Raw genomic sequence first — 22,928 nt, forward strand, 5'->3', positions numbered from 1 at the left:
CGTTCAGGGAGGGACAAATGCGTTACGGAAACATGTTTACCGGGGTTGTCGTGTCAGCCATGCTGGCTGGCGGCGCGATGGCCGATGAGCAGCTCAGTCTGGAAGGCCTCACCATTGGCGTTGCGGTGGTGGGAACGCAACACTTCTGGGACCGTGAAGCATTCACGGGGGCGGTTGAAACCATCGAATCGCTTGGCGGAACCGTCCGGGCGGTCGATGGCGGGCGGGACAATCAGGTCCATGCCGATAATCACGACATTCTGCGCACCGCAGGGGTGGATGCGGTCATCTCCATTCTGGGTGACGGTTCGGTGGAGCCGAAGCTTGCGGCCCTGCGCAGCGCCGGTATCCCGGTGTTCACCGTCGATCACCCCAGCCCGCATTCGATCAACAACACCACGTCAGACAATTACTACATGGGCACAACCATCGGCCGCTACATGGCCGATGCACTGGGCGGCGAGGGCAGGGTGGCTGTCTTCAATGCGTTCGAGAATGCCTTGCGCATCTGCGCGATCCGCACCCAGCTCTGGAGATATGTGTTGCAGGATTATCCGGGCATCGAGATCATCGAGCCGGAACTGGCGGAAGAATTTGCCAATGCCCCCGAAGATGCCCGCCGTCAGACGCTGGATCTGCTGAGCCAGTATCCCGTGGGCGAGCTGGACGCCATCCATGTCGGTTGCTGGGACCAGCCCGCCATTGGCATCGTTCAGGCGCTGGAAGAAACCGGGCGTGACGCCGATGTGATTGTCACCGCATTGGATGGCGGCCCCGACACCATGGAAATCATGGCTGAAGAGGGCAGCCCCTTCGTGGCCAATGTCGCCCAGCAACCGCGCCTGATCGGTTCGATCTCGGCGCAGAATGTCGCGCGCCATTTCGCCGGTGAGGCGTTGCAGACGCAAACCTATGTCGATGTCATTCCGGTTGCCGGGCGCGAAGGTGCTATCGCGGCCTATGAGGCGCTGGGTTACGGCACGCTGAACTGAGCGGTTCGCCGCCTTGGCGCCCGCACGGTTTCCGGCCGGTTCTGTATGCCGGCCGGAAACCCGGGTGTTCAGCCGTATGACTGATGCATTCCTTTGACATGGCGCATGTTGCCCGTGAAACCCGGCACCAGCCTTTGCAACCTGCCCTGACGGACCCGGATTGATATGACAGACCCAGTGCTTGACCTGAGCCGGATTGTTAAGGACTTTCCCGGCGTGCGTGCCCTGAACCACGCCAGCCTGCGCCTGAACGCGGGTGAGATACATGGGCTGGTGGGTGAGAACGGAGCAGGAAAATCCACGATCATCAAGGTTCTGGCAGGTGTTTATACGCCAGAGGAAGGCAGCCTGCACATTGGCGGGCGCCCGGTTGATCAGATAAGCCCGGCCAGCGTCCATGCGGCAGGGGTGCGGTTCATCCATCAGGAGCTGCATCTGGTTTCGCAATTCACCGTCGCGGAATCGGTTTTCATGGGGCAGGAACTGCAGGGGCGCTTCGGGCTGCGGACCCGTCTGATGCGCGAACGCGCCGAAGCATTCCTGCGGGACGTGCTGGGTGTCGCCATTCCGGGCAACAAACTGGTGCGCGATCTGGGAACGGCAGAGCGCAAGCTGGTGCAGATTGCGCGCGCCCTGATCGACGAACAGGCCCGGATTGTGGTTTTCGACGAGCCTACCGCGCCGCTGGCCAGCGAAGAGGTGCGCACGCTGATGGGCGCCATTGCACGGCTGAAGGCGCGGGGCATCACAATCCTCTATGTGTCGCATTACCTCAATGAAATCACCGACATCTGCGACCGGGTGACGGTTTTCCGCAACGGGAGCGATGTTGCCGTTTTTGACGATGTGCATGAAGGGCTTGGCCCGGCGATGATATCGGCCATGGTCGGGCGCAGCCTGAATGACATCTACCCCACCCGGGCCCGCAGGCGGGGTGCGGAGGTGCTGTCGCTTGAAGCGTTCAGCGGCAAGGGTTTTGACGCGGTGGACCTGAGGGTGCACAGGGGTGAGATACTGGGCGTTGCCGGGCTGATCGGTTCTGGCCGCGAAGAGCTGGTTGACACCCTTTACGGATTGCTGCGCGCAAGCGGTGGCCGGGTCCGGCTGCACGGGCGCAGCGTGACCCTGCGCAGCCCCGCCGACGCCATTTCGCAAGGTCTGGCGCTGGTGCCGCGCGACCGTCGGCATGACGGGCTGGTGCTGCCCATGACCTTGGGCGAGAACATAACCCTGGCCACGCTGGAGGCCGATGCGCGCATGGGCCTTGAAAACCGCGCCCGCGCCAATGCCCGCAGTGCCCAGAAAATCCGTGAGCTGGATATCCGCCCGGCGAACCCGCAAGCGATTGTGCGTTTTCTCAGCGGCGGGAACCAGCAAAAGGTGGTGCTGGCCCGATGGCTGGCGCGGCAGGCCGATGTGTTCATCCTTGATGAGCCGACAGTCGGGGTGGATATCGGCGCGCGCTCGGAAATTTACGGCGTGGTGGACCGGCTGGCGCAGGCGGGGGCGGGGGTGATTGTCTCCTCGTCTGATCCGGGTGAGCTGATCGGGCTGTGCGACAGCATTGTGGTGATGATGCGCGGCAAGGTTGTGGCACGGATCGACCCGGCGCAGAGCACGATAGATCAGCTGATCGCCCTGACCACAGGGGCGGTGACAACTGACCCGGAACATGAGGCCGCGATATGAGCATTGCAGCACCCCTGCCCGCCGGTCTGGCTGGCCGTGCCATCGGTGCGGCACCTGTCCTGATCTTTGCGGCGATGCTGATCTATATCGGCACCCAGTCTCCGAATTTCATCAGCCTGATCACGCTGAAGCTGGTGCTGGAGCAATCCTTGCCGGTGGTTCTGATCTGTATGGGCATGGCCGTGGTGGTGATGGCAGGCGGGGATGACGTGGTATCGGGGGGCATTGACCTGTCCGTCCCGGCCACGACCGTGTTGTGTGCCGGGATCATCGCGCATTGGCTGTCAGGGGGCGGTGGCCTTGGTGCGGCGGCCGTGCTGGGCCTTGGGGCGGCGCTTGTCGTGGGGGTGCTGAATGCGGGGCTGGTGACGCGGATCGGTGTCACCCCGCTGTTGACCACGCTTGCGATGTTCACCGCCGTGGTCGGGGTGAACAACATGGTCACCGGGCGGCGGCGGATCAATGTCGATGAGCCGCTCATCATCTGGCTGCGCGACGGCGATATTCTGGGCTTTGCGCCGGGGGTCTGGATTGTGGCGCTGGTGGTGCTGATCCTCTATCACCTGTTGCACCGCACCCGTTTCGGCCTGCATCTGCAAGCCGGAGGTGGAAACCGCGAGGCCGCCGAGATTTCGGGGATGAATGTCAGGCGCGGCTTTGCGCTGGCCTTTGTGCTGGCGGCATTGACCGGCTTTCTTGCCAGCTTCTTCGTTCTCGCACGCGGATCAGGCTCGTCGCCTGGGGTCGAGGACAACCTGATGCTGGAAATGGTGCTTGCAACCTATATGGGCGCCGCCTTTTCGCCGCGCCGGGTGGTTACGCTGTGGGGGGCGGTGCTGGGCGCGCTGCTGGTCGGCGCAATCACCATCGGTTTCAAATCCATGGGGGTGAATGTGTTCTGGCTGGGTTTCATCAAAGGCTCGCTGATCCTGACGGTCGTGGCCTTTGCCGCGCTGGCAAACAGGGGGCGGACATGACAGAGGCAACCGCACAGACGCGCACGCACTGGCTGAAAGGCCTGATCATCCGCTTCGGGTTTCTGTTCCTGTTTGCGGGTTTCGTGATCTTTTTCACATCATGGAACCCGGTTTTCCTTCAGGGGCAGAACATGCTCAACATTGTCGAAGGCTCGGCGGTGTTGCTGATCCTTGCACTGGGCATGACCCTGATTGTTGCAACCGGGGGGATTGATCTGTCGGTGGGCATCGCCATGGATTTCGGCGCCGCCTTCGCCATCGTTGCGATGAAAGAGTATGACGCGGGATGGCTGACCGCCGCCTGTGTGGGCGTGGGTGGCGGTGCGCTGGTGGGCATTCTGAATTCGGTGCTGATTGTCGGCCTGCGGGTCAGCCCGTTCATGGCAACGATCGGCACTTTTTTTATCGGCTCGTCGGTGCAGCGTATTTTCACCAACGGCGGCGGCCCGATTTCGCATCGCAGCATGCCTGAGGGCTTTCGCAACATCGCCATGGGCGATCTGGGTGGGGTGCCGAATGAGGTCATCATCGCGGGCGCGCTTGCGATTATCTACTACGTTATTCTGGAGCGCTCGATCTGGGGGCGGCGCATTCATGCGATGGGAATGCAGCGCTCTGCCGCGGTGGTTGCGGGCATCCGGGTCAACCGGCTGCTGATCCTGTCCTATATCGGCGTGGCGGCCACCTGTGCGGTCGCCGGGCTGATTGCGGCAGCCTCGATCCGGATGTTCACGCCATTGTCGGGGTTTTCCTACCTGCTGGACGCGATCGCGGCGGTGTTCATCGGTGCGGCGCTGCACCCGCGTGGCCGCCCGAACGTGCCCGGCACCATTGCGGGCGTGTTGTTTCTGGGCGTGGTGACGAACGGCCTGAACCTGATGGGGCTGAACTTCAACACCAAGGATGCGCTGTCAGGGATCATTCTGGTCTCGGCGCTGGCTCTTGCGGTTGCACAGCGCAAAATGCGCTAGCGCCTGTAGTGCGCAAAGGCCGTCCTGCCCCCCGGCAACACTGCCGGGGCAGTGCCGCGACGGTGCTGTCAGGAAAACGGGCGGTGCTACTCTTCCTGCCGCAGCACTGGCGGGCGGTCCACGCCCAGCGGCGGCAGGGGGCCTGACCAGGGTTCAATGAACACCAGCGTGGTATGCGCCGCGTTGCCCTGACTGAGCTGCGAACAGCCCTTGTCGCGGGTCAGCACATTGGGGTTGCCCGCACGGTCAAGCCCCGGCACCTGCGGGTCAGGGTCAAACCACGCCCCGGTGGGCAGCGAGACACAATCGGCGCGGATGGCAGGGGTCAGCCTTGCCCCGGCCAGGGTTGCGCCACGCGCGTTCCACAGGCGCACGATCATGCCGTCGGTGATGTTTCGCGCGGCAGCGGTTTCGGGGTGCAGATAGCATGCTTCGCGGCCCTCGATCTTGTCGGCCTGTGCCTCGGCACCGCGATCATTCTGCGAATGCAGGCGGGTGTCCGGCTGGCCGGAGATCAGGTGCAGCGCCTCGGGAACCGCATCAAGCAACGATTCGAACGGGCGCATCCAGCCGGGATGGGCGGGACAATCAGGTAGCCCCGCCGCTGCGATGGCCGGGCTATACAAGGTAATCCGCCCGCTTTCGGTGGCGAGCGGCTGGTTTTGCGGGTCGCGTGTGAAACCCTCCAGCAGGATGCGCCTTTGCGCGCTGTCGGGCATGTCAAACCGGCCCATAGCGCGGAAGCGGTCAAAACCGGGCAGCTCGATACCCTGCGCTTCGGCCGCGCGCATCGTGCCGTCCCACAGCCAGCGCAGCCATTCATCCGGCGATCTGCCCTCGGTGAAGGCGTCTTCAAAGCCCAGCTCAGCGCTGATCCGGCGCAGGATGTCGTGATCATCCAGCGCGGCGCCCATCGGCGCATAGCGCTGCGACATGTAGATCAGCGAGGGGTCGCGGCGGGAAAGCATCAGGTCGTTGCGTTCCAGCGGCGTGGTGGCGGGCAACACGATGTCGGCGCGCCGCGCGGTCGCTGTCCAGCTATGGTCCTGCACGATCACGGTTTCCGGGTTGCGCCACGCCCGTTCAAGGCGGAACAGATCCTGATGGTGGTGAAACGGGTTGCCGCCCGCCCACCACACCAGCCGGATGTCAGGATAGACCCGTTTTTGCAGGTTGTAAGCGTATGGCGCACCGGGGCTTTCCAGCATGTCGGTGATCCGCGCCACGGGTATGTAGTCTTTCACCGGGTTGCGGCCCTGCGGCAGCGAGGGCCAGTCATACAGTTTCGCAGGCCGCCCCACCGCCGTGGTGGAGCCGTAGCCAAAGCTGAAACCCGTTCCCGGCTGCCCGATCTGACCCAGCATTGCCGCCAGCGCCAGCCCGGCCCACAGCGGCTGTTCGCCATGATCGGCGCGCTGCATGCCCCAGTTCAGCGCGATCATGGTGCGCCCGGCGGCCATGTCCCGCGCCAGTTGGTGAACCCGCGTGGCGGGGATGTCGCACAGGGGCGCTGCCCATTCTGCCGATTTGGGCATGCCGTCGGTCTCGCCGGTCAGGTAGCTGCGAAACTGCGGCCAGCCGCTTGTGCAGCGCGACAGAAAGTCATCGTCGTGCAGACCCGCCGACCAGAGGCTGTGGGCCAGTGCCAGCAACAGGGCGGTGTCGGTGCCGGGGCGGATGGCCCACCACTCCGCCCCGGGGTAATCGCTTTGCTGCGGCGAGACATTGACCACCCGCGCCTGCAGTTGTTTCAGCCAGGGGACCACCTCATGCGTGGTGGTTCCGGCAGAGTTTATCTGCGCCGTCCGCCCGGAGATTCCGCCGAAAGCCACCAGCAAGGTGCAGTGACGGGCAACGAGTGGCCAGCTTGTCATACCATCCTGAACGGCGCGGTTGCTCAGGCCCAGAACATGGGGAAACAACACTTCGGCCGCCGCATGCGAATAGGTGTCACGCGCCCAGGTGAACCCGCCGGCAAGGTTCAGAAAGCGGCGCAACTGGCTTTGCGCGTGGTGAAACCGCCCGGCACTGGCCCAGCCGTAAGACCCTGCGAAAATGGCGCTGTTGCCATGCTCGCTGCTGACGCGGCTCAGTTCCTGCGCGCTGAGCGCGGCGGCACGTTCCCATGATACCTCAAGATATTCATCGCGCCCGCGATCCGCGCCGCGATCGCCCGCCAGCCAGCCCTTGCGCACGGCAGGCCGCAGAATGCGGCTGGCCGGATCGCGTGCCGCGCTGACCCAGCCACGCCCGATGCGCGAAGGCGCCGGGTCATCCGTGACAGGGGAAAGGGTGTCATCGTCGAATGTATATGCACCCCAATGGGCAGCCGTGTAGCGCATGTGCCAGAGCCTTGAGTTCGCCGCCGTAAGCTGGCCGCCGTGATTCACTGCCGCGGATTCAGCGCGACCTTGATCTGGACTTCACCTGTTTCGGGCTTGCGCGTCAATGCCTCTGCAAAAGCCTCCAGCGGAAGGACATGGGTCACGCAGGCATCGCCGTCAATCAGGCCGCGCGCCATAAGGTCCAGTGCGGTTGCATAGGTGAAGGGCGCAAGATGCCCGCCGAGAATGTTCAGCTCCTTGAACTCGCCAAAGATGTTGAGGTCAACGGCGACGGGCTGTTTATAGACCCCGAAAACCACCAGCGTGCCGCGCTTTCGCAGCAGCGTCAGACCCCGGGTAAAGGCGGCGGTCTGGCCAGAGGCTTCCAGATAGATATCCGCCCCGCGCCCATGGGTCAGATCGCGCACCGCCGCATCCAGTTGCGGATCATCCGGCGCAAAGGCCATGTCCGCACCCAGCCGCAAGCCAAGGTCGCGCTTGGCCGCGCCGGGATTGACAAGGATCAGCTTGCGCGGGGTTTTCAGCCGTGCCGCCTGAACCATGCCCATACCGATCGGCCCGGCCCCTGAGACGATGACAACATCATCGAACTGGATATTGGCGCGCTGCACCCCGTGGATCGCATTCGCCAGCGGCTCCGTGTAGCAGGCGGCCCGGTCGCTCAGGCTGTCGGGCACCTTATGGATGACGGCATTGGCCGGGTAGAGCATATATTCCGCCCAGCCCCCGTCCATCGTTGCGCCCAGCACATCCATCGTATCGGTCAGATGATAGAGGCCGCGCTGGCGATAGAAATCATTGCCATGGGTGATGTTCAGCTCCGCGATGGCGCGGTCGCCTTCGGCCAGCCCATGGCGTTCTGCAGCGCCTTGCCCCAGCGCGACGACGGTGCCGGTGAATTCATGGCCGGGGGTGAAAGGAAAGTTCAGTGCCCACGGGCCGGTTCCGTCATGCATGGCACGGTCAGCGGCGCAGATGCCTGTCAGATCTACCCGTACCAGAACCTCGCCCGGCCCCGGTTCAGGGACGGGCTGGTCTGTGACCAGTCGGTGCTGCCCGCCAAAGCCAAAGCATCTGACCGCGCGCATGAGTGTCATAGCACCTCCTCCGGGCGGTCTGGCCATATACCGGTGACAGAGCCGCTTGAAACTTGATCCTCGTTGCTTTACAAAAGACATAAAGTTATACAAATGTCAATCAAAGGGCACGCGATGCGCAACAGGAATGACACTGCGGAAGTAGCGCTCGGCATCCGGCGCAGAGTGTTCGAGCATACGATCCGCAACAATGGCGGCTATCTGAGTCAGGCATGTTCGTCAGCCGAGCAACTGGCATGGCTTTACAACGAAGCGCTGAATCTGGGTGCGCCGACATTGCCGATGATCCCCAAGCCGTTCGCGGGCGTTCCTTCGGCGACCAACCCCGATTATCACACCGGCGCAGGGTATAACGGCCCGGCCGAGCCGCAGTATGACCGCCTGTTCATCGCGCCCGCGCATTACGCGCTGGTGGCCTATGCGGCCCTGATCGAGGTGGGGCGCATGGCGCCCGAGGGGCTGGAGATGTTCAACAAGGATGGCTCATCGGTTGAGATGATCGGGGCTGAGCATTCGCCGGGCATGGAAGTGCATAACGGGACACTGGGAATCGGCCTTTCCACGGCTGCCGGTCTGGCCTGGGGCCGGAAAAAGCGCGGTGACACCGGGCGGACATGGGTGTTCATGTCCGACGGGGAGGTGCAGGAAGGCCAGACTTGGGAGGCGGTGCAGGCCGCCCGGTTCCACGGGATTGATCAGCTTTATGCGATCATGGATGTCAACGACCAGCAGTGCGACGGCGCCATGTCTTCGGTGATGGAGGTCGGCGATATCCGCCGCAAATTCATCGAATTCGGGGCCGCCTGTGTTGATATCGACGGCCATGACCTTTCGGCGATGCGCGATGCCCTGTCCGAACCCCACGAGGGGCGGCCCTTGGTGATTCTGGCCCATACATCGCCCTTCCATGCCATGCCGATCCTTGAGGAGCGCTTTCCGCGGCTGCACTATCTGCGTTTCAAGTCGGAAGATGAGCGCGCCCGCTTCAATGTGTCGATTGCCGAGGATCTTGGTGTCGCGCCTGTTGATTACACTCATTGATTCCACCCATCGACGGAGGCCGGAATGGTCGAAATGGTTAACCGCCCTTATGCCAGCGCCTTCGAGGCCTATGCAGCGGGCAATCCTGATATTCTGTGCCTGAGCGCCGATCTTACCTCGTCCTGCGAGGTGGATGGCTTCCGCGACCGTCACCCTGACCAGTTTCTGTCGCTGGGCATGGCCGAACAGAACATGATGAGCTTTGCAGGCGGGCTGGCGCTGGCCGGGTTTCGCCCGTTCATTCACACCTTTGGCGTGTTCATGTATCGCAGGCCCTATGATCAGCTCATGGCATCGGTCGCCTATCCCCGGCGCAAGGTGCGGCTGATGGGGTTTCTTCCGGGCGTGACCACGCCGGGCGGCATGACCCATCAGTCCATCGAGGATATTTCGGTCATGCGGTCAATTCCGAACATGACGATTCTGGAAACCGGCGACGCCACGGAAGTTGAATCAATCTGTGCGGCGGCTGACAGCATTGACGGCCCGGTCTGGTGCCGGGTTTTGCGGGGGGCGGTGCCCCGGCTGTTCGACACGCCGATAAAGGTAGGCGAGATGCGGGAGCTGAGCACGGGGGATGACATCCTGATCGTGACCTCCGGCATCTGCACCGAGGAAGCCATGCGCGCCCGTGCCGCATTCGCCCGGGCTGGTCTGTCGATCCGGCATCTTCATCTGCACACGATCAAGCCCTTTGATGCCCGTGCCTTGCTGGACCATATCGGTAGCGTGAAACATGGCGTGATCACGCTGGAAAACCACGTCACCGAAGGGGGTGTCGGAAGCCTTGTCGCAGAAACCATGGCGGATGCGGGGGTGGGCAAGCGCCTGATCCGGCTGGGCCTGAAGGATACCTATGCGCACGGCGGATCGCGGGCTTATCTGATGCGGTATTATGGGCTGGATGCGCTGGCATTGGTGCGCGGCATCGAGGATCTGATGGGGCAGGATTTCGGCATATCAGAAGACGACCTTTCCGCCGCGCGTGTCGAAGATGTGCATTCGCTGGTCAAGGCCGAAGCGCTGTAGGCAGGGTATCGGGGCGGCAGAGGTCGCGCAAAGAAAGACGGCTGAACGGCGCTGAAGGCGCGGTCCGGAAGGCAGTCCCATGCCAGATGACGAAAGGGCTGGGGCGGTCATGGGCCGGGCCTGACGGGTGAAAAAGGCGAGGCCAATCCACTGCCGGGTCGGTCTTGCGCCCCCGCCTGTATGCGGTGCCGGGATCTTCGGCGGGCAGGGCAACCGGGAAGCCACCGGAAGCAAAAGCCCCGGGGGCTGAGGCACGCCTCTGCTGACTTGCTCTCCATCTCGATCTGTCAACGCCCGTTGGCCTGTTCTTCGCCACGGTGTGGAACGGATCGCCAATGGTCCAGGAGACATTGGCTGACGACAAGCCCCCCGTTCGTTCCCCGACACCCGAAGGCTCGGCGTGCACAGGTGATGCGTCCAACCGCCTGGCGTGTCCACGTTGCGCGTTGATCACCGCGCATAGATTCTCCTTGGGCATTCGCCCCTGACCTGCAACTATGCTCCGGATAGCGGGCTATCGCGGAGGAGGAGACATGCACGACATGGACTTGCCGCTTTTGGCGGACCCGGACACCTCGGAAGGGTCGTCCACCGACTGGGACGAGGTGAATGAATTCTGTCGCCGGGTCTATATGCCCTACCGGGTCAGCACCTCGGGCCGGCTGATACGCCCGCAGGCCACGCTGCAAGGGGCCGAAGTGGCACGAATCAAGGTGACGCGCTTTGCCTACGGCGTTCCGGTGCATCTGGATCAGTTCGACCCGGAAGCGGGCAACATCCTGGTGCTGACGACCCTGAGCGGCGCGGTGCGCCACAAGGAAACCAACACGACAGCGGCGCATACCAGCGCGGGCAGCAGTTTCGTGGTCGATTGCAGCCGCACCGATTACTGGCTGGATGCTGACCGCGACCATCTGCAACTGAACCTGACGATCCCGCATCAGGTCATGGCTGAAACCGCGCACCGCTGGTTCGGCTTCGTGCCCGATGACCGGCTCTGGACCCGGCGCACGGGTTTTGGCGGGCCGGGCTCGCGCTGGCACATGTTGCTGAGCTATCTGACGCAGACCATCCGCTCAGGCGGGTCGCTTGGCGCCGGTGCGCCGCTGGCCCGGCATCTGGAAGAGATGCTTTGCATTGATCTCCTGCACCACTGGGCCGAGCGGGCGGGCGTATCGCTGGAAACCGGCGCGCGCGCGGCTGCGCCGCGTTATGTGCGTGAGGCCGAGATGCTTATGGAAAGCTTGGCGCAGGAAGCGCCGACCATCGGCGAGGTTGCGCGGCAGGTGGGTGTTTCGGCGCGCACGCTTTCGGAAGGGTTCCTGCGTTTCCGCGGCATCAACCCGCGCGATTTTCTGCGCGACCGGCGGCTTGAGGGGTTGCGCGCTGCCCTGCTTGCAGCCGGGCCACATGAGACTGTCACGTCGGTCGCCGGAATGTGGGGATATGTGAACTTCGGCGCCATGGCGGGGCGGTATCGGGCGCGGTTTGGTGAGCTGCCCTCGGCCACGCTCAAAAGGGCGCCCGGGCGCCGCTAACGGCCAAGCGCGCTGCCGATACGGGACAGGCACTGCCGAAACCGGATAGCGCCTGCATCTGCCAGGCCGCACTCTGACACTCCACCGTCTGCTTAGGGAGGAGAAGATGGCCAATCTGTCAACCGCACTGGATGCGGTACTCAAGCGTGTGACCGAAGGACAGGACCGGGTGCCGGGCGTTGTTGCCATGGTCACGGACCGTGAAAACACCCTTTGGCAGGGCGCTGCCGGTGATCGCCGTCTGGGTGACGGGGCGATGAGCCTCGACACCGTATTCGCGATCTTTTCGACCACAAAGGCTATCGCGGGCACCGCCGCGCTGCAATGCGTCGAGGAAGGGTTGCTGGATCTGGACGCGCCCGCAAAAGACTATGCCCCGGCGATCGGCAATCTGCAGGTGCTTGAGGGGTTCGACAGCGCCGGGCAACCAAAGCTGCGCGCGCCGAAATCCGAGATCACCACGCGGCAGCTGATGCTGCATACGGCGGGCTTCGGCTATGACTTCTTCAACGAATCCTACAAGCGGATGGCGGAAGAGCATGGCCAGCCCAGCGTGGTGACGTGCTCGCGCGCCAGCCTCGAGACGCCGCTGTTGCGCGATCCGGGCGAAGTCTGGGAATATGGCACCAATATCGACTGGGTGGGACAGGTGGTTGAGGGCATTCGCGGCAAGCGGCTGGGCGAGGTCTGCCGTGAGCGGATCTTTGATCCGCTCGGCATGCACGATATCGGCTTCACCCGCACCGCCTCGATGAAGGCACGCACGGCCACCATTCATGCGCGCGGCGCCGATGGCAGTCTGGCTCCGATGGACGGTTTCGCCCTGCCGGACGCGCCTGAGGTCGATTGCGGCGGGCATGGGCTGTACTCGACCGTCGGTGAATACATGAAGTTCATCCGCATGTGGCTGAATGACGGCGCCGGGCCGGGCGCGCGGATACTCAAGGCCGATACCGTGGCCTGGGCTGTAAAGAACGGGCTGGAGAGCCGTCACAAGGTTTCGATGCTGCCCGGGGTGATCCCGTCGCTGTCGAACGATGCCGAGTTCTTCCCGGGGGTGAAAAAGGGTTGGTCCTATACCTTCATGACCAACGAGGAAGAGGCCCCCACAGGGCGCCCGGCGGGGGCCATCGGCTGGGCGGGGCTTGCGAACCTGTTCTACTGGATCGACCGGAAAAATGGCATCGGTGGTTTCTGGGGCACGCAGATCCTGCCTTTCGGCGATGCCCCTTCATTCATCGGCTATCTTGAACTGGAAGCGGCGGTCTACGCCTCGATCCGGGCGGCCAAGGCTGCCTGACAACAGCCTGATCCTGATTTCACTGCCGGAACCGAGGCGTGCAAATCCGCCCTGGTTCCGGCAACACAGGGGGATGGAATGCAAGAAACCGTCACGCCTGACCGACTGCCGGAATGGGTGCCCGGCAAGGTGCTTCTTTCCAGCGACGGGCTGAACTGGCGCAACGTCAGCCTGCGCACTTATCACTATCAGGGGCAGGACGTGATCGTGCCCGCGCTGAGCGATTCCATGCTGGTCTCCTATCGCGGCGGCGTTACCCGCATGCGGCGGCGCTTTGAGGGGGCATGGAAGAAAGAAACGCTTGGCCCCGGTGCCACCTCGCTGCTGACCCGCGCGCAGCAGGCGCACTGGACCTGGGATGCGCCGCTGGTGGTGACCCATCTTTACCTCGCGCCCTCTCTGCTGACCGGCATCGCCGGCGAGGCGATGGATTGTCACGTCGCTTCGGTGGAGCTGGCCGATGTGCTGCGCGCCGACGACCCACTGCTGACAAGCATGGTTCAGGCAATTGCGTCTGAGGCCAGCCAGACCGCCATGGGCGGCGCGCTTTATGTGGAATCACTGTCGCGGGCGCTGGGTGTGCATCTTCTGCGCCGCTACGCCACGATCAGGCTGCCCGCGCCGCGCGCCGGTCAGCGCCTTAGCCCCGGCGAGATGCGGCGGATCGGCGACTATATTGAAGAGCAACTGGCCGAGCCCCTGACGCTGGAGGGGATGGCGGCGCGGATCGGCATGACCACCGATCTGTTCACCCGCCGGTTCCGCGCCAGCTTCGGCATGCCGCCCTACCGCTACGTGACCGCGCGGCGGGTGGCACGGGCGCGGCAACTGCTGATGCAGGGGCAGTTTGCGGTCAAGGAAGTGGCCGCCCTGTGCGGCTTTGCCGATCAGGCCCATCTGACGCGGATCTATTCGCGTGAAACCGGGGTGACACCGGCGGCCTTTCGCAAGTCAGGCTGAGCCGGGCACCGGACCTGCCGCCCCAACCAGGGGCGGCAGGTTGCGCATATCAGGCCATCGACAAGCCGGGATAGCCGCTGGCCGCCATCTCGTCACATTTCGCACGGTAGGTGCCGACGCCGCCGGTATAGGAGAGCACCCGGCGCGGCTTGCCTTCGATGTTCGCGCCGACATACCAGGAATTGGTGCGCGAGATCAGGTTGGCCGCTGCCGTCTCGTCATGGTGGCGGACCCATTCCTCTTCAAACGCGGCTGTGGGTTCAACCACCTGCTTGCCGTTCGCACCCATCCAGCTGATCAGACCGGCAATCCATTCCGTCTGCTGCTGAAGGCAGGTCGGCATGTTGCACAGCGCAGCCGAAGGCGCCAGCGGCGCGGCGGTGATCAGCAGGTTGGGATAGCCGTGCACCAGCATGCCCATTGTGGTGCGGATATCGCGGCGCCACTCGTCACGCAGCAAACGCCCGTCGCGGCCATGAATGTCGATCCGCGTCAGTGCCCCCGATCCGGCATCAAAGCCGGTGGCCAGAATGATCACATCCAGCTCATGCACCGTCCCGTCGGTCAACCTGATCCCTTCGGGCACCACCTCGGCAATCGGGTTTTCTTTGACACTGACCGCCGTGACATTCGGGCGGTGATACACCTCAAGATAGCGCGTCTCCAACGGAACACGATGGGTGCCGAACCCGTAGTCATCCGGGCCGGGAACCAGCGTGTCGATCAGTACCGGATCTTTCAGCCGCTCGCGCATCTTGCCACGCACGAACTCGGAAACCTCGGCGCTGACCGATTCGTCAAAGAACATCTCGGCATATGAGGCCAGCCAGAGCTTCAGCGAGCCGTCGGCATAGATATCTTCCAGCACCGCCAGCCGTTCTTCAGGCGACGCCTCGGCCCAGGAGTGTTTGAAGTCATACTCAAAGCCGGTGAAGGTGTTCGGCAGGTTCTGCCTCAGTTCCTCGAAGCGGGCCTTGTAGGCGACGGCCTCGGCAGGGCCGTATTTCGGGTTCTTCATCGGCAACGCATATTGCGGTGTGCGGATGAACACTTTGAGGGTGCCCACCTGATCGGCGATCGTCTGAACCACCTGAATGCCCGTCGCGCCATTGCCGACCACGCCCACCCGCTTGCCCGCCAGTTCAACCGGCTCCTGCGGCCAGCGCGCGGTGTGAAAAATCGGACCCTTGAAGGTTTCCTGCCCCGGAAAGCGGTTTTCCAGTGGCGCGGACAGCATGCCGCAGCAGCCGATCAGAAAGCGGGTCTCAAAAATGTCGCCCTGATCGGTCTTCACCGCCCAACGGCTGCGCGCCTCGTCCCAGCGCGCCTCGGTAATCGTTGTCGAGAAAACGATGTCGTCGCGCAGTTCCAGCCGGTCCGCGATGTAATGCATCCAGCGCTCGATTTCCGGCTGGGCGGGGAAGCGTTCGCTCCATGTCCAGTCCTTGTAGAGCGTTTCATCGAAAAGATACTGATAGATATAGCTTTCCGAGTCGAATCTGGCGCCGGGATAGCGGTTCCAGTGCCAGGTTCCGCCCACATCGGCGGCATTGTCCACGGCAAGCACCTTCAGCCCCTGCGTCCGTAGCTGGTGCAGCTGATAAAGCCCGGCAACCCCCGCCCCGATGATCAGCGCATCCAGCACGACAGGCGATTTTGCCACGGGCCGTGACCGGCCCACGTAAACAGCAACATTCATTGATTTTCCTCCCGTTTGACCGCAAAGACCTCCCTCTTCGCAGCTGAAAGCTTTCGCTTCTCAGAACAGGAATGCTATCGAATGGCCGTGTGGGGGTCTTGAAGGATCCCGGAGCGATTCTTGAATGATCCGGGCTGGTCGCGGGCCCGGTCGCCTCAAGGGGCGGCCAGGGCCAGCGGAAAAGCCTGAATCAGGCGCGGTCAGTGCCGTCCGGCACCCGGGCGCAGACAAATTTACAGTCAGTAGACCAACGCATAGGCGCGGTGGGTTTCCTCGTCCGAACTGTCTGCAAGAAAGCCCATCTCGCCCTGCTTGTGCAGGCGATACACCTCAACAAAATCTGCGCCGAACCAGTCACGGATATGCGTGCTGGCCCCGAATTTCTCCAGCGCTTCGGGCAGGCTGGTGGGCAGCCGGTGCAGCCCGCGCGCGGCCAGTGCGTCAGGCGAAAGGCTGGCAAGGTCTTCCTCGGTGGCGTCGGGCGCGGTCAGCCTTTCTTCGATGCCCTGACAACCCGCATGGACCAATGCCGCCAGTTGCAGATAGGGGCTGGCGCAGGCGTCGGCGGCGCGGAATTCGAGGTTGAACTGGCGGGCGGTGTCGATGTCGGACATGGAGGAGACCGGGCAGATCCGCAGCGTCGCCTCACGGTCCTGCACGCCCAGATTGTTGAACGCCGCACTCCAGCGATGCGGGGTCAGCCGACCGTAGGAGACCACGCTGGGGGCCAGGATCGCCATGATCTCATCGACATGGCGCAGCACCCCGGCGGCAAAGGCCGAAGCCTGCGCGCTCATACTGTGTTTGCCCTTGGGGTCATAGGTGGCGGGGGTGCCGTTTTCATCCAGAAAGCTGAAATGGATATGCAGCCCGTTGCCGATGCCCGCCGGGTCTTGCAGCGGGGTGAAGGTGGCGGCATGGCCGCAGCTTTCGGCCACCGCATAGACCAGCTGGCGCAGGATTACTGAGTGATCCGCCGCCGTGACGCCCTGCGCGGGGTCCATCGTCACCTCGAACTGATCGGTGCCGTATTCCTTCATGATGGTATCGGGTTCCAGCCCGGCCGCACGCATCGCCCCCATCAGCCGCTCGGCAAACACCCGGTTGGGGCGGAAGGCCTGCAGGGCATAGGCGGTGCCCCGGCCCGTACCGGCGCCGCGGAACTGGAATTCATGCTCAAAACTGGCGACCAGCGACAGCCCGGCGACGCGCTTGAGCCGCGCCAGAGCCGCTTTCAGGATCGAGCGCGGGCAAAGCGCCCAGGGCTTGCCGTCGGTGGTGTAGAGATCGCCCAGAACGAAATCTTCGGACAGGCCCATTTCGGGCGCGCGCAGGGTAACGCGGGTGGCGGCATCCGGGATCAGAACCCGGTCGCCCAGTGCGCCAAAGGGGCTGGGGGCGATGGCGTCAAAACAGGTGATCTGCGTGTTGGTGGGTGCCCAGCCGATGCCGCGTTTGAGGCGCTTTTCCATATCCACCGCCGGGAACCCCTTGCCCCGGACCTTGCCGGCGAAATCACAGGTGCAGGCGTAAACGACGTCTTCGCTTTTCAACATTTGGGGCGGTCCTTTTCGGAAGCTAGGGAGTTTTCGGCGGGGTGTCGGACAGCATGCGCAGCCTGTCCCATGCCTCAAGGCGTTTGCTGGTGGCGGCCCAATCGGCCTCGGACACGCGCACGATCAGCGCCTCAATGAGTGTGACAAGGCTGACATGCGTGTCCCATGCGGTGCCAAGGTCGATCGGCAGCGGGAAAGCGTGGCTGGCATGCGCGGCGATCGGCGAGAGCCAGGTATCGGAGACCAGCACGATGACCGACTGACGCTCGCGCGCGATCTGCGCGGCCAGATGGGCCAGCCTTGGATCATAGCGGCGCACATCGAACAGCACCACGACATCCTGTTTGCGCATCCGCAGCAGGTATTCGGGCCATGCCTCGGGGTCATCGGGCAGGTGCTGCACCTTGTCGCGGATCTGGCGCAGATGCACGGAAAGCAGGCGCGCCAGCGTGTCCGTCACCCGCCCGCCGCGCAGGAATATCTGGCGCGAGGGGTCAGCCAGCAGGTCAGACACCATCTCAAGCTGCGCATCGGGCACGGCTTCGACCAGCGTTGCTAGGGTGCGCGACATCCGGTGCGCGTAATCAAGGAAAAAAGGCGCACCTTCGGGCGGCGGCACCTCGGTCAGCTTCAACTCACGCGGGGATAATTCGCGTTCCTGCAACTCGCTGATCAGACGGCGCTGAAAATCCTGATATCCTGCATAACCCAGTTTGATGACGAAACGTGTCGTCGAAGCCGGGCTGACGCGGGCGTTTGCAGCGAGTTCCTGAATTGGCAGAAGGCCAGCATAGGGATAGTTGGCCAACAGAACATTTGCGATCTTGCGTTCACTCGTTGTGAGTTGCGCAATTTGCTGGTTGAGCGTTTCCTTAACCGTCGACACTGGCATGTCCTCCCTGGCGGTGCTTGCCAAGCGCTGTGGGGCACACAATCCGTCACCGTCAAGAGAACAAGATCATCAGCGTTTGAAAAAATCAATACAAAAACTAAAAATGACTTGACTATGGTAATATTTTTTCTTCATCTGTGCGGCGAGAGATGCCGATACTTCAGTGGTCGGCAACCTTGAGATATTTCCGGCGCTGCATGGGCGCCCCTTTCAGAGGTCCTTGATGCATGAAGTTGATGCACAGGCCGGCACCATCGTGCTGCTGTCCCCGGCAGACCCACCGCCCTGTGAGATTGTGAACCCGAACGGGCAGGGCAGGGTGGTGCTGATCTGTGAACATGGGGGGCGGCGCGTGCCGCAGGCGCTGGGTGATCTGGGCCTGCCGCCAGAAGTATTCGAGCGGCATATCGCGTGGGATATTGGTGCGGCAGGGGTCGCGCGGGCCATGGCCGGAATGCTGGATGCGCCCCTTCTCCTGCAGCGCTACAGCCGCCTTGTGATTGATTGCAATCGCTCCCTCCAGTCGCCGGACCTTGTTCCTGAGGTGTCAGACGGCACACTGGTTCCGGGAAATTGCGGTCTGACCCCGGCGCAGAGGCAGGCGCGCCACGATGCTATTCTGGTGCCCTATCATGACGCCGTCACCGAGGTGCTGGACAGTCGCACGGACCCACAGCGCACGATCATTCTGATGATCCACAGCTTCACGCCGCGTCTGCAGTCGCAAGGCGTGGAGCGCCCGATGCATCTGGGCTTTCTGTTTAACCGTGACCCAAGACTGGGGCGGGCAATGGTCACCGCGGTGCGCGCAGGCAACCCCGATCTGATCGTGGCCGAGAACGCACCATACCATTGCAGCGACCTGACCGATTACGCTGTTCCCGTCCATGCCGAGCCGCGCGGGCTGCTGCATGCGCTGGTTGAAATCCGCAACGATCTGATCGCCACGCCTGACGCGCAGGCGGCATGGGCGGCAATTCTGACCCGCGCGCTTGAGCAGGCACTGAACACCCTGGAGGAAGCTGAACAATGACCGTCCCCAAAGATCCCTTTGCCATTGCTACCGCCGGTCTTACGCGCGAGGTGCCGCTTGTGCCCGCGCTGTCGGCGCTTTTGTTCATCGACGTGCAGAACTTCTCCGTGCGCCGCGAGGGTGGAGAGTTCAAAGGCCAGACGCCGGAGGAGATCGAATCGAAATACGGGCCCTTCTTTGCCCATCTGGAAGCCTCGGTCATCCCCGCCATGCAGCGCCTGCAAGCGGCCTTCCGGCGCGCACAGATTGAGGTGATGTATACCAATATCGAAAGCCTCACGCGCGACGGCCGCGACCGCAGCCTTGATTACAAGGTGACAGGATTTCATGTGCCCAAGGGCTCGTGGGACGACAAGGTGATCGACGAATTGTCCCCCGGCGACGACGAGATTGTGCTGCCGAAAGGCTCCTCCTCGGTTTTTGTCTCCACGCATATTGATTACATACTGCGCAATCTGGGCGTGAAGCAGCTGGTGCTTGCCGGGCTTCTGACCGATCAATGCGTGGAATCAGCGGTGCGGGATGCCTGCGATCTTGGATATCTGGTCACTCTGGTCACCGATGCCTGCGCCACGATGACGCCTGAGCGGCACGAAAATTCTTTGCGCACCATCAAGGGATACTGTCGCCAGATCACAACCGACGCGCTGATCCGCGAAATCGGTCAGGGCTGAGCAGGGCAAGGAAAGCGCAAACTCTGCGATGACGCCTTCCGCAACGGCGGATTTGTCGGACCCCATGCACTGCCGGTGACGTGTGGAATCCCGGGTATCAACGCAATGGGCGGCGATTGCCCCGGAAAGACCGGGATATTCCTGCGCGAAACACGCCGATCATGGGCGCAAGGCAGTCGCCCAGAGTTTCATCGCTTCCTGTCAGAAGTTCGACATCAGGCATGGGGGAGCACGCCAAGGAATGGTAAAAAATTACCAGAAATTGATAAATCAATTGACTATTAAAACAAAACGTCAAAACTGGCCGAAGAGGAAATGCAACAAGACCCCTGATTCCTGACGAAGCCAGCAAGACGCGAGGATGGTGGTCGCGGCCCCGGCGCACCTGCCGGATTCGCAATGCCCGGCCTGAGCCAGGATCGTTTGCAATCGCTCATGACAGGGGGGCGGGCTGTGGACTGCGCCGGGAAATCCACAATCACGATCATCAGTGAGCGTCGGAACGCCAACAAAGAGATTGAAGGAGAACAGAGGATGAAGGACGCAATCGAGGCCGTTTGGGCCGCAATCGATGCTGACCCGGATTATGTGACCGAGATGACGCGGGATCTGGTGCGCATTCCGTCAGTCAATCCGAAGTTCGAAACGGGCGACGGGATCAACCGCGAGGCTGATGTCCAGAATTACCTTGAAGCCCGGCTTCGGGAAGAAGGGCTGCAGACCTCTCAGCATGAGGCATTGCCCGGGCGGCCCAATCTGATCGCCGACCAGCCCGGCAGCGAAGACCGAAGCCTGATCCTGTGCGGCCACATTGACACCGTGCCGGTTGGCAACCTTGGTAACTGGCATCGTGATCCGTTCGGTGGCGAGGTGAGCGACGGGCGCCTGCACGGGCGCGGTGCCGTGGACATGAAATCAGGCGTCGCGGCATGCGTCGCAGTTGCGCACTTTTTGCGAAAGGCGGGTGTAAAGCTGGACGGGCGCTTGTCGATCCATGCCGTCGTAGACGAAGAGGCCGGTGGTTTTGGCGCCATGGAGGCGGTTCGCCGCGGGTTTCTTGCCCGAGGGGCGATCATTACCGAACCGACCTGGAACAAAGTGATTCCGGCTGAAGGCGGTCTGGAATGGGTGCGGGTCACGATCACCGGTCGGTCCGGCCATGCGGGTTTTCGCTACAACGACATCTTTCCGCAACCCGATGTCACGGGGCGTCTGCAACCCGCCATCAACGCGATCGAGCTTGCCAATCGCTTCCTCAATCTTCTGCGCGATTTTGAACAGTCGCGCTGCCGGAACAACGCGCATCCACTCTGCCCGCCGGGCCTTGCCACGATCAATCCTGGTGTGATTCACGGCGGGGTCGGGCTGGGGGAAGACGGGCTGCCGTTGATCCGCACAAACCCGGCGATGACCCCCGACAAGGTGGTGATCGACCTTGATTACAAATTCCTGCCACATGAAAAAAGTGCCGATGTGCGCGCCGAGTTCGAGGCGTTTGTAAAAGCCTTTGCTGAAACTGACCCGTGGTTGCGCAGCCATCCGCCAGAGGTGAAGTGGGAACTTGGCGGGCTTCATTTCCCGCCGATGGACACTTCAGTGGATCATCCGCTGGTGCAAGCCCTGGTCCAGGGCCACGCCGTTCTCGCGTCTGAGCCGCCAGTGGTTACCGGCTTCGACGCCGTGACGGATGCGGCCCACTACGCCGGAGCCGGGGTGGACGCCGTGATCTATGGCCCTTCGGGGGACGGGTTCCATGGCGACAACGAGTATGTCGATCTCGCCTCTCTCCACCGCACGGTCAAAGTGGTTGCGGCGGCGGCAATAACACACTGCGGGTTGAAGTGACCCGCGCGCGAACACCAAGCAACGAAACCAACAGATGAGGAAGAAATCATGACGACGCGCAGAACTTTACTTGCCGCTACCATGGCGCTTATGGGCGCGACATCGCTTCCCGCTCTCGCAAGCGCAGATGTTGTCAAGATCGGCGTTCTTGCGCCGCTGTCGGGCGCAGCCGCAGCCGACGGGCAGGAGTATGTCAATGGTGTGCAGCTTGCCGTCGATGAGCTGAATGCTCAGGGTGGTGTCGCCGGACACACCTTCGAGGTGGTGGTTGGTGACGTCGGCGATGCCAGTGCAGATGCCGTTGCTACCGCCACGCGCCGACTGCTTTCTGATCGCGACATGGGCGCCATCCTGACCGGCTACGCCTCCAACTCGAACTTCGAGATCGAGATGATGGCCGAGCAGGAAATGGTCTATCTGCTTTCGGCAAACTCCGCACAGACCGAGGCGATCATTGCTGAAGACCCGGAGTTTTTCAGAACAGTGTGGTCATTCACCCCTTCCTACGATGCGTATGAAACCGGCGTGCTCCCGGTGATTGAGCGGCTGGAGTCAGAGGGGAACCTGACGCTGCCGAACCGCAAGATCGCGATTGTCTCTTCCGACAATCCCTACTCCAGGACCATTGCTGAAGGATTGACAGCGAGCTTCGAAGCGGGCGGATGGGAAATCACCCAGAACCAACTCCTTCCTTTCGGAGAGATCAATGACTGGCGCGGCTTCCTGGCACAGGTTCGCCAGGATCCGCCCGCGCTTCTGGTCAACACCGACTACCTGCCCGGCAATGCCGCGACCTTCATGTCGCAGTTCATGGAGAACCCGACGAACAGCCTTGTATTCATCCAATATGCGCCGTCCGTTCCTGAGTTCCTGGAACTGACGCGCGGGGTCAGTAATGGTGTCGTCTACAACCTCCTCGGCGGCACGCTGAACACCCCGACAAATCCTCGTGCACAAGAAGTGGTCGACAGGTATCTCGAAGCCTATGGGAACGAACCCGGCGTGTACGGCATCGCCCTCTATGAACAAATGATGTTCTATGCGGATGCACTGGAAGCTGTGGGCGACCCTGCCGACCGGCTGGCAATAGGCGAATGGATCGGCTCTGCCAACAAACAGACTGCCATGGGCCGGATTCACTTTGATCAGGAAACGCATCTGGCGGTTCAGGGCGATGACGGTATCCCGCTCCAGTTCTTCCAGATCGTTGAGGGCGAACGCATCCTTTTCAGCCCGGATGAGTATGCGACCGGCAGCTTCATGACGCCGCCGTGGATGGAGTGACGCCTC

General features: G+C 62.6%; 18 protein-coding genes. 13 read left to right on the plus strand and 5 right to left on the minus strand.

The genetic code is table 11. The features are described 5' to 3' along the window. The first annotated feature begins 17 nt into the window (after positions 1–17). The 4 genes from V7Q53_RS01120 to V7Q53_RS01135 all read left to right on the plus strand — a co-directional run bounded on the left by V7Q53_RS01120 (position 18) and on the right by V7Q53_RS01135 (position 4,629). A complete protein-coding gene (locus V7Q53_RS01120; RefSeq protein WP_333826520.1) occupies positions 18–992 on the plus strand; it encodes a sugar ABC transporter substrate-binding protein in 975 nt (324 codons plus the stop codon). A gap of 165 nt (positions 993–1,157) precedes the next feature. Further along, on the plus strand, positions 1,158–2,681 hold the full coding sequence (locus V7Q53_RS01125; protein ID WP_333826521.1) for a sugar ABC transporter ATP-binding protein: 1,524 nt from the start codon (positions 1,158–1,160) through the stop codon (positions 2,679–2,681). Beyond that, complete coding sequence (locus tag V7Q53_RS01130) at positions 2,678–3,658, plus strand: ABC transporter permease (protein ID WP_333826522.1); 981 nt, start codon at positions 2,678–2,680, stop codon at positions 3,656–3,658. The genes V7Q53_RS01125 and V7Q53_RS01130 overlap by 4 nt, the downstream gene beginning before the upstream one ends. Further along, positions 3,655–4,629 (plus strand): ABC transporter permease, encoded by a 975-nt coding sequence (locus V7Q53_RS01135; protein WP_333826523.1) that lies wholly within the window; start codon positions 3,655–3,657, stop codon positions 4,627–4,629. The genes V7Q53_RS01130 and V7Q53_RS01135 overlap by 4 nt, the downstream gene beginning before the upstream one ends. Before the next feature lie 86 nt (positions 4,630–4,715). Here V7Q53_RS01135 and V7Q53_RS01140 read toward each other — a convergent pair whose 3' ends face one another. Continuing rightward, a complete protein-coding gene (locus V7Q53_RS01140; protein WP_333826524.1) occupies positions 4,716–6,971 on the minus strand; it encodes a molybdopterin-dependent oxidoreductase in 2,256 nt (751 codons plus the stop codon). Between the two features lie 44 nt (positions 6,972–7,015). Continuing rightward, complete coding sequence (locus V7Q53_RS01145; protein ID WP_333826525.1) at positions 7,016–8,071, minus strand: zinc-binding dehydrogenase; 1,056 nt, start codon at positions 8,069–8,071, stop codon at positions 7,016–7,018. A 114-nt stretch (positions 8,072–8,185) separates the two neighbouring features. On the opposite strand from V7Q53_RS01145, the gene V7Q53_RS01150 reads away from it, so the two are divergent. The 5 genes from V7Q53_RS01150 (at position 8,186) to V7Q53_RS01170 (ending at position 13,939) form a co-directional block, all read left to right on the plus strand. After that, a complete protein-coding gene (locus V7Q53_RS01150; RefSeq protein ID WP_333826526.1) occupies positions 8,186–9,112 on the plus strand; it encodes a transketolase in 927 nt (308 codons plus the stop codon). A gap of 24 nt (positions 9,113–9,136) precedes the next feature. Next, positions 9,137–10,141, plus strand: a complete 1,005-nt coding sequence (locus V7Q53_RS01155; RefSeq protein WP_333826527.1) for a transketolase family protein — start codon at positions 9,137–9,139, stop codon at positions 10,139–10,141. 533 nt (positions 10,142–10,674) lie between these two features. Continuing rightward, positions 10,675–11,679: an AraC family transcriptional regulator gene (locus V7Q53_RS01160; protein ID WP_333826528.1), complete on the plus strand. Its 1,005-nt coding sequence runs from the start codon at positions 10,675–10,677 to the stop codon at positions 11,677–11,679. A 106-nt stretch (positions 11,680–11,785) separates the two neighbouring features. Next, complete coding sequence (locus tag V7Q53_RS01165; RefSeq protein WP_333826529.1) at positions 11,786–12,979, plus strand: serine hydrolase domain-containing protein; 1,194 nt, start codon at positions 11,786–11,788, stop codon at positions 12,977–12,979. A gap of 78 nt (positions 12,980–13,057) precedes the next feature. Further along, on the plus strand, positions 13,058–13,939 hold the full coding sequence (locus tag V7Q53_RS01170) for an AraC family transcriptional regulator (protein WP_333826530.1): 882 nt from the start codon (positions 13,058–13,060) through the stop codon (positions 13,937–13,939). Positions 13,940–13,988: 49 nt separating this feature from the next. On the opposite strand, the gene V7Q53_RS01175 is transcribed toward V7Q53_RS01170, so the two are convergent. The 3 genes from V7Q53_RS01175 to V7Q53_RS01185 all read right to left on the minus strand — a co-directional run bounded on the left by V7Q53_RS01175 (position 13,989) and on the right by V7Q53_RS01185 (position 18,080). Continuing rightward, the gene (locus tag V7Q53_RS01175; RefSeq protein WP_333826531.1) at positions 13,989–15,638 is read right to left on the minus strand and encodes a flavin-containing monooxygenase; all 1,650 of its coding nucleotides are present in this window, start codon (positions 15,636–15,638) and stop codon (positions 13,989–13,991) included. A 239-nt stretch (positions 15,639–15,877) separates the two neighbouring features. Continuing rightward, positions 15,878–17,194: a glutamine synthetase family protein gene (locus tag V7Q53_RS01180; RefSeq protein ID WP_333826532.1), complete on the minus strand. Its 1,317-nt coding sequence runs from the start codon at positions 17,192–17,194 to the stop codon at positions 15,878–15,880. A 22-nt stretch (positions 17,195–17,216) separates the two neighbouring features. Continuing rightward, entirely contained in the window at positions 17,217–18,080 is an 864-nt protein-coding gene (locus V7Q53_RS01185) for a MurR/RpiR family transcriptional regulator (protein WP_333826533.1), read from the minus strand. Between the two features lie 229 nt (positions 18,081–18,309). Here V7Q53_RS01185 and V7Q53_RS01190 point away from each other — a divergent pair, with 229 nt between their 5' ends. From V7Q53_RS01190 to V7Q53_RS01205, 4 genes are all read left to right on the plus strand, one after another. Continuing rightward, positions 18,310–19,119 (plus strand): N-formylglutamate amidohydrolase, encoded by an 810-nt coding sequence (locus V7Q53_RS01190; RefSeq protein WP_333826534.1) that lies wholly within the window; start codon positions 18,310–18,312, stop codon positions 19,117–19,119. Next, positions 19,116–19,793 carry an isochorismatase family cysteine hydrolase gene (locus V7Q53_RS01195; RefSeq protein WP_333826535.1) on the plus strand — a complete coding sequence of 226 codons (678 nt, stop codon included), beginning with the start codon at positions 19,116–19,118 and terminating at the stop codon, positions 19,791–19,793. Before V7Q53_RS01190 ends, V7Q53_RS01195 begins: the two co-directional genes overlap by 4 nt. A 399-nt stretch (positions 19,794–20,192) precedes the next feature. Then, positions 20,193–21,638, plus strand: coding sequence for a M20 family metallopeptidase (locus V7Q53_RS01200; RefSeq protein ID WP_333826536.1), 1,446 nt, complete (start codon positions 20,193–20,195; stop codon positions 21,636–21,638). Between the two features lie 48 nt (positions 21,639–21,686). Continuing rightward, on the plus strand, positions 21,687–22,922 hold the full coding sequence (locus tag V7Q53_RS01205; RefSeq protein ID WP_333826537.1) for an ABC transporter substrate-binding protein: 1,236 nt from the start codon (positions 21,687–21,689) through the stop codon (positions 22,920–22,922). Positions 22,923–22,928 lie beyond the last annotated feature (6 nt).

Origin of the sequence: Pararhodobacter sp. (assembly GCF_036802785.1) — a bacterium.
GTDB lineage: Bacteria > Pseudomonadota > Alphaproteobacteria > Rhodobacterales > Rhodobacteraceae > Pararhodobacter.